Source organism: Geodermatophilus sp. URMC 65, from assembly GCF_053502545.1.
The window spans coordinates 470889-487054 of sequence record NZ_CP199954.1; the positions used below are offsets into that span (position 1 = coordinate 470889).

The following is a 16166-nucleotide window of genomic DNA, read 5'->3' on the forward strand; positions in this document are numbered from 1 at the left end:
AGCAAGTCCGGCGCGGCGGGACCGTGCCGAGGAGTCCCTTGCCCGCCCCCATCGACGGGGTGGACGCTCCCGTCGTGGCCACGTTCCTCCTGCTGCACGGCGGCCTGTGCCGCACCTGGGTCTGGGACGGCACGGCCGACGCCCTGACCTCGGTCGGGCACCGCGTCGAGGCGCTCGACCTGTCGAGCTCCGGTCCAGACCCCGCGGCCCTGGGCGGCCTGGCGGACGACGTCGCGACCGTGACCCGCGCGCTCGATCGGACCGGCGCAGGGACCGTGCTCGTGGGGCACTCGGGCGCAGGCACGGTGCTGGCCGAGCTGGCCGACCACCCCGCAGTCCGGCACAGCACGTACGTGGCGGCGCTGCGTCCGCAGCGCGGTCAGTCCGCCGCCGACCTGCTGGGTGGCCGGCTGCCGGACTGGGTGCGCGCGCGCCCCGACGACGGGGCCGCGCAGGTCAGCGACGACCCCGAGGTGGTGCGACGAGCGCTGTGCGCGGACGTCGAGGACGAGCGCTTCCTGCGTGACGTCTACCCGCGCTACGTGCTGGTCTCGCTGAGGAGCCTGGCCGACGTCTGCTCGGCGCCCGCCCCCGGGCACGGGACGACCTACATCGTGTGCGAACAGGACCGGGCCGTCCCGCCGGCAGCCCAGGAGGCCATGGCGTCCGCCGCGGACCGCGTGGAGCGGCTGCCGTCCTCGCACTCGCCAATGCTGTCGATGCCCGGGCGCCTCGCGGAGGTCCTGGAGCGCGCCGCGCGGTCCTGAGGGAGTTCCCGCGCAGCGGCGCCTCAGGTCCCGCAGAACGTGCGGTAGGGGCCGGTGCCGCCGGGAGCCGGGGCCGCGTAGCGCTCGAGACCCGGCCGCTCCTCGTAGGGGCTGGCCAGCACCTCGAGCAGCTGCTGCAGTGGGGTCAGGTCGCCGGCGGTCGCCGCCTGCAGCGCCTCCTCGACGAGGTGGTTGCGGGGGATGTAGACGGGGTTGGCCCGGTCCATCGCCTCGGCGTCCGGGCCGAGGGCGCGCCACCGCTCGAGCCAGGCGTCGAACCGCGCGAGGTCCAGGACGACGAGGCGCGCGGGCTCGGCGTCGCCGCGGGCCGCGGTGCCGAGCGCACGGAAGAACGACGTCAGGTCGACGCGGCTCTCCTGCATCAGCGCCGGCAGGTCCTCGATCAGGGCCGTGGCGACCTCGTCGTCCAGACCCTCGGGCAGGCCGAGCTTGGCCCGCATACCCGCTGTCCAGGCGGCGTTGTACTGCGGGCGGAACCGCTCGAGCGCCGGCACCGCGACCGCGACCGCCTGCTCCTGGTCATCGGAGAGCAGCGGCAGGAGCGCCTCGGCGAACCGGGCGAGGTTCCACTCGGCCACGATCGGCTGGTGGCCGTAGGCGTAGCGCCCGCCGGTGTCGATCGAGCTGAAGACCGTGGCCGGGTCGAAGGCGTCCAGGAACGCGCAGGGGCCGTAGTCGATGGTCTCGCCGGAGATCGTCGTGTTGTCGGTGTTCATGACGCCGTGCACGAAGCCGACCAGCATCCACTGCGCGACCAGCGACGCCTGGGCGGCGACCACGGCCTCGAACAGCGCGAGGTACGGGTTCTCGGCGTCCGCCGCGGTGACGTGGTGCCGCTCGATCGCGTGGTCGGCGAGGCGGCGCAGCAGGTCGACGTCCCCGGTGGCGCGGGCGTACTGGAAGCTGCCCACCCGCAGGTGGCTGCCCGCGACCCGCGCCAGGACGGCGCCCGGCAGCAGGGTCTCGCGGCGGATCGCGCGCCCGGTCGCCACCACGGCCAGGGAGCGCGTGGTCGGGATGCCGAGCGCGTGCACCCCCTCGCTGACGACGTACTCCCGCAGCATGGGGCCGACGGCGGCCAGCCCGTCCCCGCCGCGTGAGAACGGCGTGCGGCCCGAGCCCTTGAGGTGCAGGTCGCGGAGCCGGCCCTCGGCGTCGGTCAGCTCCCCGAGCAGCAGTGCCCGTCCGTCACCGAGGCGCGGGACGAACCCGCCGAACTGGTGCCCGGCGTAGGCCTGCGCCACCGGCTTCGCGCCATCGGGCACGGCGTTGCCGACGAGCAGCAGCACGCCCTCGGGGCTGCGCAGCGCGTCGGGGTCGAGGCCGAGCTCGGTGGCCAGCGCGTCGTTCAGCACGAGCAGCTGCGGGTCCGGCACCTCGTCGGCCTGCCACGGGACCGCCATCTCCGGCAATTCACGGGCGAAGCGGTCGTCGAGGGAGACGGTCGGTGCGGGGGCGACGCTCACACGGTCCTCAGCGCGATTCCGGCCGCTGCTGTTCCCGCGCCGACGCATCGGGACGGACGTCCGTCGCGGTGACACGACGATGACGCCCGCGTGACGCCCACACACCTACCGTCGGCGGCCTGCAGACACGACTGCGGAGCACGATCCGGAGAGGTGCCCTGTGATGATCATCCATGCCGTGCGGCGTCCCGCCTGGATGGCGGGCCTCGCCGTGGCCGCTGCCCTCCCGTTGTCCGTCATCGCCCCCTCCGCAGCGGCCCAGACCCCGACCGAGGCCCAGGCCCAGGCCCAGGCCCCGGAGTGCTCGCCGCCCACCCGAGAGGGCACCAACGGCGACGACATCACCCTCCTCGGCACATCGGGTGACGATCGGATCAACGCCCTCGCCGGCAACGACACGGTCTTCGGTCTCGAGGGCAGCGACAGACTCTGTGGCGACACCGGCAACGACACGCTGAACGGCGGGGCGGGGCCCGGCGGGGGCATGCAGCCGGACGGCGGCGACTTCATCTTCGGCGGCGACGGCGACGACCAGCTCCGCGGCCAGGTCGGCAACGACGAGCTGCACGGCCAGACCGGCAGCGACCGGGCCGATGGCGGCCCCGGCGACGACACGATCGGTGGCGGCCCCGACAACGACACGCTGAACGGCGGCCCCGACAACGACACGCTCCGAGGCGGCCCCGGCGACGACGCCCTCGACGGCGGCAACGGCAACGACACCTGCACGGGTGGCGCCGGCACGAACACGATCGTCAACTGCGAGGTGATCCTGCCGTAGGTAGCGGCACCCGCTCGGTGTCTCCTCGGGGAGCAGGAAGTGCCGGCAGCGGCCCGCACCTCCTGGACCGCGGGCTGCGACACCGGCAGGAGGCAGGCGGTCCGCTCCCGGATGTCACTCGGGGCCGGGTCGCGGTCGGCGGGGTGTGGACAGGGCGCGGCGCCCGAGGTCACGATGACGGGGCCCAGACCAAGGCGATGAGGCGCGTCGGCGGGCCTCCCCGGAGGTGCGTGGCCACTCGGTCGCTGCCACCGCTCGACGAGCCGGAGCACGACCGGACCCGCGCCTCGCCGGAGGCAGTACGGGAGGGAACGCTGACCCCCGGGCCGGCCCTGCCGGGACTACTGGTCTCCCCCACCGAGCCGGCGCGGATCCGCGACCTCGGTGCGACGTCGTCGCTGCCCGAACGGTACGGGGCGGACGTGCTCTTCGACGTCGCACCGCTGGGACGGGTGGGACTCCAGCGCAAGACGCTCCCCGATCTGTTCGCCTCGATCCGCGACGGCCGGCTGACCCGTTCGGTGTCCGCGATGAGCGCCCTCGACGTCGCCGTCCTCGTCATCGAGGGCGAGGTGCGGTGGAACGCCGAGGGGTTCGCCGAGCCGACGGGACCCACCGGTCGCCCGGTCACCTCGTGGCACCGAGACGCCTACCGGAGCCTGCTGTGGTCGGTCCGCGCACGCGGCATCTGGGTGGAGGTGGTGCCGGACGTCAACGGCACCGTGGCCACGGTCCTGTCACTGCACCGCTGGGCCGGCAAGGCCACCCACGACACGCTGGACAGGCGGCCGGGACGGCGCGGTGCGGATCCCACCGCCCTGCACGTCCTGCAGGGCCTCGCCGGCATCGGGCCCCGGCTCGCCAGCAGGATCGTCGAGCACTTCGAGGGGCTGCCCATCGCCTGGACGGTCACCGAGCGTGAACTGGCCTCGGTGCGAGGGATCGGCCCGGTCCGTGCGAAGCGGCTGTCGGAGTCCCTCGCAGGTCAGCACTGCCGCCCCGCCAGTGACGAGCGGTGCGGAGGAGCACCACCCGCGGCCTCGGCCCCTCCCTAGCCGCACCGCCTATAGTCCTGCCCACCGCCTCCACGAGGCGACGCCGGGGACTCCCCGTCGAGCAGCGCGGCGTCCGCGGTCCCTCCCCTGGCGGGCAGCTCGACCGGCGGCCAGACGCGGGAGGCGACGTGCCGCTCTCCACCACCTCGCTGACGAGGGCCGCGGCCTGGGCGACGCTGGCGCTCGGGGCGGTCTACGGGGTCACCCTCGTGCCGGGGGTGCGCTCGGCGCCGGGCTACCGGTCGGCTCTCGACGGGTGGCTCAACATGACCGTCGACGGCCTGGTCGTCCTCGTGATCGCGCTGCGCGTCCTGGTCGACCGCAGGGACCGGGCGGCCTGGCTGTGCATGGCCGGGGGGCTCGTGGCCGCCTTCGCCGGCAGCTCCGCGTACTTCGCGTACTACCAGCACCTCGACCCGATCCCGAGCCCCTCGTGGGCCGATGCGGGGTGGTTGCTCTTCTACGCCCTGCTCGCCGTCGGGCTGGTGCTGAGGTTGCGCGCCCGGACCCGCAGCATGCCGTTCAGCCTCTCGCTCGACGGGCTGACCGCCGGTCTGACGGCCGCCGCCCTGGCGGAGAACTACGTCGACGGGGCGGACGTGCCACTCGGGCAGGACGGCGTCGGGACGCTGACCACCGCCTATCCGTTGGCCGACCTGCTGCTCCTGGCCCTGGCGGTCGCCGCGCTCGCCATGCTCGGCAGGGGCGCCGGCACCTCCTGGTGGCTGCTCTGCGCCTCCTTCGTCACCTTCTTCGTGACCGACGCGATCTACGCGGCGCTGGTCGCCGACGACGCCTACGTCGGGGGTGAGCCGGTCGACCTGGGGTGGCTGCTGGCCCGGCTCCTGCTGGCCGGGGCGGCGCTGGCCTCGCTGCGCCCGACGGAGTCACGCCCGGTGGACCTGGAGGGGGTCACCGTCCTGGTCCTGCCCGGCGCCTGCGGCCTCGCCGTCCTCGGGCTGCTGTTCCACGGCAGCCTCGCCGGGATCAGCCCGGTCGCCGCGGTCCTCGCGCTGGCCGCCGGCGTGCTCATGGTCGGGCGGACGGCGCTGACGTTCCGCGAGCTGCGGGCGCTCACCGAGGCTCGCCAGCGCGCGCTGAGCGAACGCCTCGTCGAGGCCCAGGACGACGAACGGGCCCGCATCGCCGCCGACGTCCACGACGACTCCATCCAGGCGCTGGCGGCCGTGGACCTGCGCCTGGGTGCCCTTCGGAACCGGTTGCGCGACCGCGTCCCCGAGGAGGCCGCCGGGGTCGAGATCGTGATGCACGCCGTCCACGGCGCCAGCGTGCGGCTCCGCCACCTGCTCTTCGAGCTGGAGACACCGGTCCTCGACGCGTCGCTGACCGAGGGGTTGCGCGACGCGGCAGCCCAGGTGTTCGAGGACGGCGACGTCGCGTGGTCGGTCGAGGAGCGCGGGCAGGCCCCCCTGCCGCAGCAGGTGCGGGTGTCCGCCTACCGGATCGCCCGCGAGGCGATGGTCAACGCCCGCAAGCACGCGGGGGCCCGCCACGTCACCGTCACCGTCGACGCGACCGGCCGTGGCGTGCAGGTGCAGGTCGTGGACGACGGCAGGGGCATCGACCACACGGCATCGGCGCGGTCGGGCCGCCGTCACTCCGGCGTCGTGGCGATGCGCGACCGGGCGCTGGCGTCGGGCGGCTGGTGGCGGTCGGAGCCCGGTCCGGGCGGGACCGGCACGGCCGTGTCCTTCTTCCTCCCCGTGCCCGCCACGGCGGTCGGCGGCGCGCCGCCCGCCCCTCCCTCAGCCGGAGACCCGGCCGGAGAGCAGGCGGCGGAGGAGGTCGGGCGCACCGGGCACGCCCACGACCAGATGGCCCTGCATGCACGTGCGCAGCAGCACGGGGAGGTCGCCGGCGACGGTCCCCTTGAGCAGGTAGGCGGATCCACCGGCAGCCAGCACGCGCGTCCACGTCGTGGGGTCCGCCTGCGCTGACAGCCCGGCGACGACCGGCCGGTGCGGCAGCGCGACCAGCCGCCGGACCAGCTCGGGCCCGCCCCCCGGCATCCGCACGTCGATCAGGACGAGCGCCGCCCGGAGGTCACGCGCGACCGTCACCGCCTCGTCGCCGTCGGCCGCCGCCCCGACGACGCGGAAGTCCGGCTCCTGGTCCAGCAGCCCGGCCACGGCAGACCCGACGCGGTGGTCGTCGTCGGCGATGACGACGGTGATCTCGCCGCGGACCGGGATCGCCACAGGGGCACGCTGGCCCACGCCTCGGTCGTTGTCGTGATGCGGGCGCACCGCTCGTCTAGTGCGGGCGTACCAGCAGCCACCCCGCGCAGTGCGTGTCAGACTCGGAACGTGACGGGGTCGGGCACGCCAGACGCGCCCACGACCGACACGGTGCGGGTCCTGGTCGTGGACGACCACCAGATGTTCGCCGCCAGCCTGGCCCAGGCCCTGCAGTCCGAGCCCGACCTGCTCGTCGTCGGGCAGGGCACCTCGATCAGCGAGGCACGGCGCCTGATGGCGTCGACCACCCCGGACGTCGTCCTCCTGGACCACCGGCTGCCCGACGGCGACGGCGTGGGCGCGATCGCGGAGCTGCACCGCATCCGGCCTTCCGCGAAGATCGTGGTGCTGACCGCCACGACGTCCGACCGCCTGCTCGTCGCCGCCATGGAGGCCGGCGCTGCCGGGTTCATCGCCAAGACCCAGCGACTGGACGACGTGGTCGACGGCGTGCGGGCTGCCGCGCAGGGCGAGTCCGTGGTCAGCGCCAAGCTGCTCACCCGGCTGCTGCCGCGCCTGCGCAGACACGGCGGCGGCAGCGGGGCCGAGCTGACCGAGCGGGAGCGAGAGATCCTCGACCTCCTGGCGAAGGGGTTGTCCAACGCCGACATCGCCCAGCAGCTGACCATCAGCGTGCACACCGTCCGGAACCACGTGGCGAACCTCTCGGCCAAGCTGGGTGCGCACTCGAAGCTCGAGGTCCTGTCGATCGCCGTCCGCGAGGGCCTGGTCGGCGGCATCTGACCCACCACCGGCGACCTGCCCGCAGCCCTCGAGCGGGCGGACGCCGGGCGCTTAGTGCACGCGCACCATGCGGTTGGCACGGGTGCACCTGGTCAGCGCGCCACCTCCGCGCACACGCTGGAGGGGACGGTGCGCAGCCGCGCGCCGGGTCCCCCCAGCACAGCACAGGAGCAACCACGTGGTCAGGGCCCAGTACGGACCGGACGCGCCGGTCGCGGCCGACGAGGCGACCGCCGCTCCCCGTTCCGCTCCGGCTCCGGCCGCGCTCTTCACGTGCTCGCTGTCCGGGGCGGTGCAGACGGCCGGGGCAGCGCTCACCCGGCTGACGGGCCGGCCCCTCGGTGAGCTGTCCGGCGTCCCGGCGCACGAGCTCCTGCACCCGTTCTCCCACGACCTGCTGCAGTACGTCCTGCGGACGGCACGGGACGGCGCCGCGTCCGGGTCCGCGACCCTCCGGCTCAAGCACGCCGACGGCTTCCTCGTCGATGTGCCCACCTCCTGGTCGGTGCTGGCGGGCGGGAGCGCGGACTCCACCCAGCTGGTGTTCGTCCGCGCCGGCGCAACGGTCGCGGACCTGACCTTCGGCCCGCGGGCCAGGGCACGGCTGCGAGCCGCCGCGCCCGCAGGGGGACCGGGGCGGCAGCCGGACCGGGGGCAGCTCCTCGCCCGGCTGACGTGCGCATTGGCCGCGGCCGAGCACTCGACCGCCGTCCTGATCGTCGACCTGGACCACTTCAGGATGGTCAACGCCTCGCGCGGGCACGACGTCGGCGACCGGCTGCTGGCCGAGGTCGGCGGGCGCCTCAGGGCGGCCGTGCCCCCGCACCGGACGCTCGTCCGCTGCGGTGACGACGAGTTCGCGGTGGTCTGCGAGGACACCGACAAGCCGCAGGCCCACGCGCTGGCCCGCCGTCTGCTCGACGCGGTGGCCGAGCCGTTCTTCGTCGGCGACGCCGCCGTGCACGTCACGGCGTCCATCGGGGTCGCCGTCGCCCCGGCGGAGCCGGCGGTCCCGGCGACGGAACTGCTGCGCCACGCCGACACCGCCGTGCACGTCGGGAAGAGCGCCGGCCGCGGCCGGGTGCACGTCTTCGAGCGGACGTGGGGCGAGGACGTGGAACACCGCTACGAGCTGGCCACCGACCTCCGGGCCGCGCTGGCGGACGAGGCGGTCCGCCTTGAGTACCAGCCCATCGTGGACCTGCGGTCGGGAGCCGTCGTCGGCCTGGAGGCCCTGGCCCGCTGGACGCACCCCGAGCACGGTGAGGTGGCGCCCGGCGACTTCGTCCCCGTCGCGGAGCTCAGCGGGTCGGCGCCCGAGTTCGACCGGTGGGTCCTCCGGCGAGCCCTGCACGACATGGCCCGACTCCGCCGCGCGCGGGCCGTGCCCGAGGACGCCTACGTCGCGGTGAACCTCTCGGCCGCCAGCCTGGCCGAGACCTCCCTGCTCGACGACCTGGTCGGCTGGAGCCAGGAGTCCGGCCTGCCTCCGACACGGTTGGTCCTCGAGATCACCGAGACGGCCGTCATGCAGGACGCCGATGCCGCGGTTCCCCTGCTGCGCGGCCTCCGGGACCACGGTGTCCGGGTCGCCATGGACGACTTCGGCACCGGCTACAGCTCGCTGGCCCACCTGCGCACCCTGCCCATCTCTGCGCTGAAGATCGACCGCAGCTTCGTCGCGGACATCGTGGAGCAGCCGGACGCCCTGGCCATCGTCGCGTGGATCGTCGACCTCGCCCGGGCGGTGGGCGTGGCCGTCGTCGCCGAGGGGGTCGAGACGGCGGAGCAGGTGGCGCTGCTCCGCGGACTGGGCTGCGTCACCGCGCAGGGCTGGTTCTGGGGTCCGGCCGTCCCCGCGACCCACCTGGAGCGCAGAGCCTCGCGGACGAGCCTGCTCCCGCCGGAGGGCGGGTCCCCGGCTCCCGCCAGGGCAGCGGAGCGCGGCAAGCGGGACGGGAGCGTCTGGCACGGTCTCCAGCGGCTGCTCGCGCTGCACCAGCGCGGCGCGTCCGTCCCAGCCATCGCCGCCACGCTCGACGCCGAGGGCCTCCGCACCCCGGCTGGAGCGCGCTGGCACGAGGTCAGCGTCGCCCACGTCCTCGCCCACCAGATCCGCCGGTGCGCGAGACCGCTGGATGCGGCGCCGGGCGCCCGGCGCGCGGCGTGGCGTGCGGAGCCGGCAGGCCGGCCGCTGACGTGAGGGCCGCTGGTGAGCCGAGGTCCCGGCAGCCCCAGGGCGGACACCGCGCTGCGCACATCGACTCCGAGGGACGGACAGGCAACGAGGTGGAACCGAGCGAGCGGGTCACGTGGAGGACTGCCCGAACTGCCGGCGGGCGGCGGCTGTGGGCTGGGTGGACGGGCGGCCCGTCGAGTTCAACTGTCCGCACGGCTGCCGCCTCGGCGCGGAGCAGGTCCGGGCCCTCACCGCCGTCGGGGGCAGGCGCCCGCCGGCCGGGGGCGCACGGGCCGCAGCCGCTCCGGTCAGACGGAGCGGACCGGCGCTCCCAGGCGGACCTCCCCGTCGGTGAGGACGTCGGCACGCAGACCCCCGCGGTGGATGAGCGGCCGCAGGATCCCGGGTTCGCTGAGCCGGTCGAGGTGGGCGCAGGGCTCGCACAGCCGGCGTCCCTCGCACAGCACGTCCCCGATGCGGAAGCGCCGCCCGACCAGGGCGTTGACGTCGATGCCGCGGGTGAGGACGTTGCGCCGGGTGCCCGCGAAGTCCAGCGCCTGCCCGGCCGCGGCCATCTCGTCGAGGACCTCGGCGGCCATCAGGGTCAGGTCGTAGCCGGGGCGCCGTCCGGCCCGGGGGGTGAACGTGCCGGCTCCCGCGGCGTAGCGGTCCCCCTCGAGCCCGCGGCCGGCGCGGGCCCGCGCGACCTCGAGCAGCTGCATCGGCGCCTCCGCGGCGGGCGCCACGGCGAGGCCCTCGACGGTGCCGCGCAGGTCCGCCCCGGCCGGCTGTCGGTGCAGCACCGGATCGAGGGAGGCGACGGCGTAGGCCTCGCGGATGCGCAGGTCCGCGGTGGCCCGACCCAGCAGGGCGGGCGCCTGCGGGCTGAGCACGACGCCCGGGGGCGTGCCGAACGCCAGGACGGCCACCTCCGCCCCGGCCGGGTGCTCCGCGACGGCGATCCACCACCCGGCCCACTGGAAGCGCCCGGGGTCGGCGATGGGCACCAGCCCCGACCCGTGCTCGGCCAGCCAGGTCCGCCAGGCGCCCAGTGCGTGCGCCAGGTCCTCGCCGGGCCGCGGCAGGTCGGTCACCGGCACCTCGGTGACCGACGCCAGGCACGCGGCGAACCCCCGGGCGAGGGCACCCGCGGCGGGTCCGGGCGGCAGTTCGACGTCGATCACGGGTCCTCCAGGAGGTCGGCCCGGTGCCGCCACGGCACCGGGGGCGTTCAGGACCGCAGCACTCAGGTCCCGCCGAGGCCGCGGACGGCCAGGGAGACGGCGAGGGCCGCCATGACGACGGCGATGCCGGCGTCGAGGATCCGCCAGGCCGCAGGGCGGGCGAACAGGGGCCGGAGCAGGCGGGCGCCGAAGCCGAGGCCGGTGAACCAGACGATGCTGCCGAGACCGGCGCCGGCGGCGAACTGCCACCGGTGCTCGCCGTAGGTCGAGGCCATCGAGCCGAGCAGCACGACCGTGTCCAGGTACACGTGCGGGTTGAGCCAGGTCAGCGCCAGGCAGGTGCCGACGGTCACCGCGAGCCCGGTGCGTGTGCCGGCGGCGTCCAGCAGCAGCGCGCCGGGACGCAGCGCCCGTCGCGCGGCCAGCACGGCGTAGCAGAGCAGGAACGCCGCCCCGGCGAAGCACACCACCGGGATGAGCCACGGCACCCGTGACAGGGCCGCGCCGGCGCCCAGCACCCCGGCGAAGATCAGCGCGAGGTCGGAGAGGGCGCACACCGCCACCACCGCGGCCACGTGTTCGAGGCGGAGTCCCTGCCGCAGGACGAAGGCGTTCTGCGCACCGATGGCGACGATCAGTCCCAGGCCGAGCGCGAGCCCGGATGCGACGGCGAGCAGCGCCGGAGTGGTGAGCACGCCCTCGACGGTAGGAACCCATCCACGCACGGTCCAGCTCATGATCCTCACGCATCATTAGCCTTGCTGCTCATGGACCTGGACCTGAGCCAGTTGCGGGCACTGGACGCCACCGTCCGCGGGGGCACGCTGGAGGCCGCCGCCCGGGCGCTGCACGTGACCCCATCGGCGATCAGCCAGCGGTTGCGCGCGCTGGAGGTCGCGACCGGCCGGATCCTGCTGGTGCGGACCAAGCCGGTGCAGGTCACCGAGTCCGGACAGGCGGTGCTGCGCCTGGCCCGGCAGGTGGACCTGCTCACCGCCGACGTCGCCCGGGAGCTCGGCGGGGACCCCGCGCCCGACCACGTGCCCACGCTGCCGATCGCGGTCAACGCCGACTCGATGGCCACCTGGGTGCTGCCCGCGCTGACGCCGCTGGCCGGCGACGTCTGCTTCGACCTGTACCGCGAGGACCAGGCGCACACCAGCGCCCTGCTGCGCGCCGGCACGGTCATGGCGGCGGTGACCGCGGACGCCGAGCCGGTGCCCGGCTGCACCTCCACCCGGCTGGGCGGCATGCGCTACCGGCCGATGGCCACCCCCGGTTTCGCGCGGCGCTGGTTCCCCGCCGGCCCCACCGCCGAGGCGCTCGCCCGGGCCCCGATCGTCGTCTTCGACCGCAAGGACGACCTGCAGCACCGCTACCTGCACGCGCAGGCCGGTCCCGACGTCGCCCCACCGGTGCACTACGTGCCCGCCGCGGCGGACTACGTCGCCGCCATCACCCTGGGCCTGGGCTGGGGCATGGTGCCCGACCTCCAGGCGCGCGGAGTCACGGCGGAGCTCGTCGTCCTCGAACCAGCCGGCGCGATGGACGTCGTCCTGTACTGGCAGCAGTGGCGGCTGCGCTCCCCCACACTCGACCGCGTCCGCGAGGCCGTGCTCGCGGCCGCCGGCCGCGAACTGGACCAGCCCGGCGGGTCCAGGCGCTGATCGACCCAGCAGCACGCTGCCGCCAACCCCTCATGCGCAGGTTGGGAGCGCACCGGGATCGTGGCCGTCGAGCGCGCCGACACCCTGGCCGACGGGTGGCGCCTCCGGCTCGACTGGCAGCGGGCCGTCGCCCCCGACAACCAGACCGAGAGCAAGACGCTCGAGGCCGACCGCGGCTACATCCGTGTGACAGCCCGTCGCCGAGGCGAGGCCGAGCTGGAAGACTTACTGCCGGCCCGACACCCTGTGCTTGTCACACGACGAGTGCACGCGCACGCCGCTGCTCCGTGGGGAGAGCCCGTCCCCCGATGTATCGGGAGTTCCAGAGCGAGCGTCTGACGACGCACGGTGCATGACGGCCTGTCCGCAAGGAAGGGGTTCCCGTGTCCGGCAATCAGCACGCCAAGCTCGTAGCCCTTCTCGGTGTGGCTACCACGGCCGTCGGCATCGGCGGGACACTGGTGCCTGACGCGTCCGCAGCCGCCACGAGCTCGTCCTCGCCGTCCTTCCAGTACGAGATCAGGGAGGTCACCGCCGCAGATCTGCCCTACACCTACCGTTCCGGCTGTCCGGTGCCGCCGGAAGACCTGCGGTTGCTGATCATGAGCCATCGCACGTTCGACGGGCAGGTCGCGCAGGGCGAGATGGTCGTACACGAGGACTGGGCCAGTCCGGTGGTCTCGGTGTTCCACGAGCTGTACGACCAGGACTTCCCGATCGCACGCATGCAGTTGGTCGACGACTACCAGGGCAGTGACGATCTGTCGATGGAGGCGAACAACACCTCTGCCTTCAACTGCCGGGAGGTGACCGGGCGCCCAGGGGTGTGGTCGCAACACTCCTACGGCGGGGCCATCGACATCAACCCCGTGCAGAACCCCTACATCTCCTCCGGTGGCACGGTCCTCCCCCCTGCCGGCGCCGACTACGTCGACCGGTCGAAGACAGCACCCGGGATGATCCACGCCGGCGACTGCACGGTGCAGGCCTTCACCGACATCGGCTGGTACTGGGGCGGCGCCTGGACGAACCCCAAGGACTACCAGCACTTCTCCCACAACAACAGGTGACGCCTCCTGTCGGAACCGGACATCGTGCCTCACCCCGCCTGAGCGCTCGCACACCATCCCGCATCGAGGTCGCAGGTGGACGCGGGCAGACCTGGCTGTGGCAGCTGACCAGCCAGCATCGACGGCGTCGGTTGTGGCGTTGCGATGGTCAGCGAGCAGCGACGGACGAGTCGGCCTGTACGCCGGGAACTGTCGATGGGTGATTGGCCAACGTCGGCAGTTGCGGATCACGCGTCTGGCGCGCCCGCTCCCGCCCGACCGTGGCCCGGTCGGACCTGGCCGGCACCGCCGGCTACAGCTACTGCCCCAGCCACTCCCGCTGGCATCGGGGCCTGCGGCTGCACCTGATCTGCACCTCGGCCGGCCTGCCGATCACCTGGGCGCTGGGCTAGCCCGAGATCGATGAACGCCAGATGCTCGTGTGCCTGCTCGACCACGACGCCGACCTGCTCGCCGACCGGCCGGGCCTGCTGCTGCTCGCCGACAAGGGCTACGTCCCCGCCGAGCTCGACGACTACCTGCACGCCCGGGGCGCGGACCTGCTGCGCCCCTCCTACCGCAACCGCACGCCCCGCCCCGGCCAGGCGCTGCTGGCGCCGATCCGCCAGCTGATCGAGTCCGTCCACGAGGCCCTCAGAGGCCAGCTCGCCCTGGAACTCCACGGCGGACGCAGCCTCACCGGTGTGACCGCCCGCATCGCCCAACGGCTCCTGGCGCTTACCCCCGCCATCTGGCGCAACCGCGCCACCGGCCAGCCGATCACCCGATCCCTGATCGCCTACGACCACTGATCGACTTCGGACTCACTCGTTCAGGGCCGTCGGACGGCGTAGCGCAGCAGGACGACACCGTTGCCGAACCGCCGGTTCTCCACCAGCTCCAGGTCGGTCGGGTCGTCGGCGGTCTCGAACAGCCGTCGACCGCGGCCGATGACGACCGGGTTGACGTAGAGCCGGTACTCGTCGACCAGGTCCAGTCGGCGGAAGGTCTCGACCAGGTCGACCCCGCCCAGCGTCATGTCCCCGCCGGGCTGCTGCTTCAGTGCGCGGATCTCGTCGGGGTCCACCTCTGCCCGCAGCGAGGCGTTGGGGCCGACCTCCTGCAGCGTGCGGGAGAACACGATCTTCGGCACCGCCCGCCAGATGCCGGCGAACTCCCGCATGGTCGGCGGGGAGTCCGGGTCCTGGTCGGCGGTCGGCCAGAACGCTTCCATGAGCTCGTAGGTGACCCGGCCCTCCATGAAGGTGCTGTTGGTCGCGAGCTGCTCGTTGAAGTGCGCGTGCAGCTCCTCGTCGACGAGGTGCCAGCTCAGGTCGTGGTCCGGCCCCTCGAAGTAGCCGTCCAGCGACAGCATCATGTGCACGACGATCTTCCGCATGCGTCCTCCTGATCCACGACTCGGTCCGGGAGCTCGGACCGGCCGACGCGGACGATCTCATCGGTCCCGCCGGTCGTCGCTCGGCACGGCCGGTCGGGGATGCGCCGCGGACTCCGTGCGGACTGGCGCCGACCTCTGACTGGGATCCTGCAGGTCGAAGGTGGGCGACGGACGAGTCGGCCTGTACGCCGGGCACAGTCTGCCGGTCTTGGCTGACCATGGAGCTCGACGAATATGGCTGGTACCTGCAGATACACCGTTGGACGCTATTGGCGGGTAACGGCTGAAAACGCCCGGGTTGCGGACCATCTGCGGACTGGCCACGGACTGATGGGCAGAGATCCGCACCCCTCCCGATCTTGCTGGAGGCGATGACGCCGCTTCACCGCCGGTCGAGGATGCCAGCTGCGACGGGTCGCCCGACGGGCGCGTCGCGTCCCTGCGGGATGGGCCTCCGGCCCACCCTTCACCCGACCCGCCTCAGCCGGATGAAGCCGGTTGTGGGGAGCGACCAGGACTGTGTGGCGTCGGGGACCTTCAGGCCGTACGAAGCGCCGGATGCCGGTTAGGTGATCACCGCAGGGGGATGCTGGAGCGGACGTGCGGCCGCCGCCATGCGCTGCGCCCGCAGGCTCACGCAACGACCTCGACGGGAGTACCTGCTGGCGGGTGACCGAACAGTGCGGCCGCGCTGCTCCCCCTCCGGAACAGCTCGAGGAACGCGACCGAACCCCCGGAGCGCCGTCGCCACCCCGAGCTGCCCGGCGCGAAGGACGTCTCGCCGACCGGCACCTCGAAGGCACCGTCGCTCACCACGGCGAAACCGCGCTGGTCGCCGACCGCGATCCCGACTCGGGCGCCGGGTTGGACTGGCAGCTCGGTCCAGGTGGTCTTGAGGTTGCCGTACCCGTCCGTGTAGGCGACAACGCGCTCGGGGAACACGGGTACAGCCTCGTCCGGCAGCGGCGAACCCAACGGGCCATCGTCACCCCGGGCCAACCGGGCCACGACGTCGGGGAACAGGTCCCGCGACCGGAACTGAGAGCCCGCCTCCGGCACCTCCACCTCGCGCAGCTCCTCGGCCTCATCCCGGAGGAACGAGAATGTGTACCCCGCGTTCGGTGCCACGACCAGGGCGCCCGAGGCCAGCCGGGCCGCGACGAGCCGCTCTCCCGCATTGTCCCGCCGCGGGTCCTCCTCATCCCGTCGCGGAGCGATGTTCGCGTAGAGGACCATGTCCTGCGGGCCGTCGTTGAGCGCGAGCTGCCCGATGCAGAAGCCGGCGCCGAGCGTGTCGAACGGTCCCACCGACGTCACGACGACCGCTGCGTCGGGCAGGAGCATCCCCAGGCGCTGTCGTACCTCGGCGAACGCGAGGTCTCCAATTCCGTAGTCAGCGATCAGGTGCAGCAGCATCGTTGCAGTCTCTCGCCGCCCGGGCGGTCACGACCGCCTAGGGCCTCCCCCGTGGCCGAGCTCAGGACCCCGGTCCAATCCCACAACAGAAAGCGGCCTCAGGGGGAGGCGGCCGGGCGTAGGAGGCCCTCGGCGCGGCGCCTACGGTCGGGAGGGAGATTGCGCCCAAGCGCCCATCCC

The 16166-nt window shown here is 73.8% G+C and carries 13 protein-coding genes and 2 pseudogenes; 9 read left to right on the forward strand and 6 right to left on the reverse strand.

All coding sequences use genetic code 11. From position 1 onward, the window contains the following. The first annotated feature begins 38 nt into the window (after positions 1-38). Positions 39-767 carry an alpha/beta fold hydrolase gene (locus ACWIX7_RS02205; RefSeq protein ID WP_448619998.1) on the forward strand — a complete coding sequence of 243 codons (729 nt, stop codon included), beginning with the start codon at positions 39-41 and terminating at the stop codon, positions 765-767. Positions 768-790: 23 nt separating this feature from the next. Here the strand turns inward: ACWIX7_RS02205 and ACWIX7_RS02210 are convergent, their stop codons facing one another. Next, positions 791-2254: a protein adenylyltransferase SelO gene (locus tag ACWIX7_RS02210; RefSeq protein WP_448619999.1), complete on the reverse strand. Its 1464-nt coding sequence runs from the start codon at positions 2252-2254 to the stop codon at positions 791-793. A gap of 163 nt (positions 2255-2417) precedes the next feature. Between ACWIX7_RS02210 and ACWIX7_RS02215 the strand changes: the two genes are divergently transcribed. The 3 genes from ACWIX7_RS02215 to ACWIX7_RS02225 all read left to right on the forward strand — a co-directional run bounded on the left by ACWIX7_RS02215 (position 2418) and on the right by ACWIX7_RS02225 (position 6048). Then, positions 2418-3035 carry a calcium-binding protein gene (locus tag ACWIX7_RS02215; protein WP_448620000.1) on the forward strand — a complete coding sequence of 206 codons (618 nt, stop codon included), beginning with the start codon at positions 2418-2420 and terminating at the stop codon, positions 3033-3035. A 230-nt stretch (positions 3036-3265) separates the two neighbouring features. Continuing rightward, the gene (locus tag ACWIX7_RS02220) at positions 3266-4090 is read left to right on the forward strand and encodes an ERCC4 domain-containing protein (protein ID WP_448620001.1); all 825 of its coding nucleotides are present in this window, start codon (positions 3266-3268) and stop codon (positions 4088-4090) included. Positions 4091-5121: 1031 nt separating this feature from the next. Then, positions 5122-6048 (forward strand): sensor histidine kinase, encoded by a 927-nt coding sequence (locus ACWIX7_RS02225; RefSeq protein WP_448622120.1) that lies wholly within the window; start codon positions 5122-5124, stop codon positions 6046-6048. On the opposite strand, the pseudogene ACWIX7_RS02230 reads toward ACWIX7_RS02225, so the two are convergent. After that, positions 6025-6357: pseudogene (locus ACWIX7_RS02230) on the reverse strand (response regulator); the annotation flags it as partial. The gene ACWIX7_RS02225 and the pseudogene ACWIX7_RS02230 overlap by 24 nt on opposite strands. On the opposite strand from ACWIX7_RS02230, the gene ACWIX7_RS02235 reads away from it, so the two are divergent. Together ACWIX7_RS02235 and ACWIX7_RS02240 are read left to right on the forward strand one after the other, a co-directional pair. Continuing rightward, the gene (locus tag ACWIX7_RS02235; RefSeq protein WP_448622121.1) at positions 6346-7092 is read left to right on the forward strand and encodes a response regulator; all 747 of its coding nucleotides are present in this window, start codon (positions 6346-6348) and stop codon (positions 7090-7092) included. The pseudogene ACWIX7_RS02230 and the gene ACWIX7_RS02235 sit on opposite strands and share 12 nt — an antisense overlap. Positions 7093-7270: 178 nt before the next feature. Further along, the gene (locus ACWIX7_RS02240; protein ID WP_448620002.1) at positions 7271-9295 is read left to right on the forward strand and encodes a putative bifunctional diguanylate cyclase/phosphodiesterase; all 2025 of its coding nucleotides are present in this window, start codon (positions 7271-7273) and stop codon (positions 9293-9295) included. Between the two features lie 284 nt (positions 9296-9579). On the opposite strand, the gene ACWIX7_RS02245 is transcribed toward ACWIX7_RS02240, so the two are convergent. Beyond that, positions 9580-10455 carry an MOSC domain-containing protein gene (locus ACWIX7_RS02245; RefSeq protein WP_448620003.1) on the reverse strand — a complete coding sequence of 292 codons (876 nt, stop codon included), beginning with the start codon at positions 10453-10455 and terminating at the stop codon, positions 9580-9582. A 62-nt stretch (positions 10456-10517) separates the two neighbouring features. Then, positions 10518-11150 carry a LysE/ArgO family amino acid transporter gene (locus ACWIX7_RS02250; protein WP_448620004.1) on the reverse strand — a complete coding sequence of 211 codons (633 nt, stop codon included), beginning with the start codon at positions 11148-11150 and terminating at the stop codon, positions 10518-10520. Positions 11151-11222: 72 nt separating this feature from the next. Between ACWIX7_RS02250 and ACWIX7_RS02255 the strand changes: the two genes are divergently transcribed. From ACWIX7_RS02255 to ACWIX7_RS02265, 3 genes and pseudogenes are all read left to right on the forward strand, one after another. Beyond that, a complete protein-coding gene (locus ACWIX7_RS02255; RefSeq protein WP_448620005.1) occupies positions 11223-12122 on the forward strand; it encodes a LysR family transcriptional regulator ArgP in 900 nt (299 codons plus the stop codon). A gap of 425 nt (positions 12123-12547) precedes the next feature. Then, on the forward strand, positions 12548-13192 hold the full coding sequence (locus ACWIX7_RS02260) for a M15 family metallopeptidase (RefSeq protein WP_448620006.1): 645 nt from the start codon (positions 12548-12550) through the stop codon (positions 13190-13192). Between the two features lie 242 nt (positions 13193-13434). Further along, positions 13435-13983: pseudogene (locus tag ACWIX7_RS02265) on the forward strand (transposase); the annotation flags it as partial. A 20-nt stretch (positions 13984-14003) separates the two neighbouring features. On the opposite strand, the gene ACWIX7_RS02270 reads toward ACWIX7_RS02265, so the two are convergent. Both ACWIX7_RS02270 and ACWIX7_RS02275 read right to left on the reverse strand, forming a co-directional pair. Next, entirely contained in the window at positions 14004-14570 is a 567-nt protein-coding gene (locus ACWIX7_RS02270) for a dihydrofolate reductase family protein (protein ID WP_448620007.1), read from the reverse strand. Between the two features lie 633 nt (positions 14571-15203). Then, a complete protein-coding gene (locus tag ACWIX7_RS02275; protein ID WP_448620008.1) occupies positions 15204-15986 on the reverse strand; it encodes an SAM hydrolase/SAM-dependent halogenase family protein in 783 nt (260 codons plus the stop codon). Positions 15987-16166: the final 180 nt, after the last annotated feature.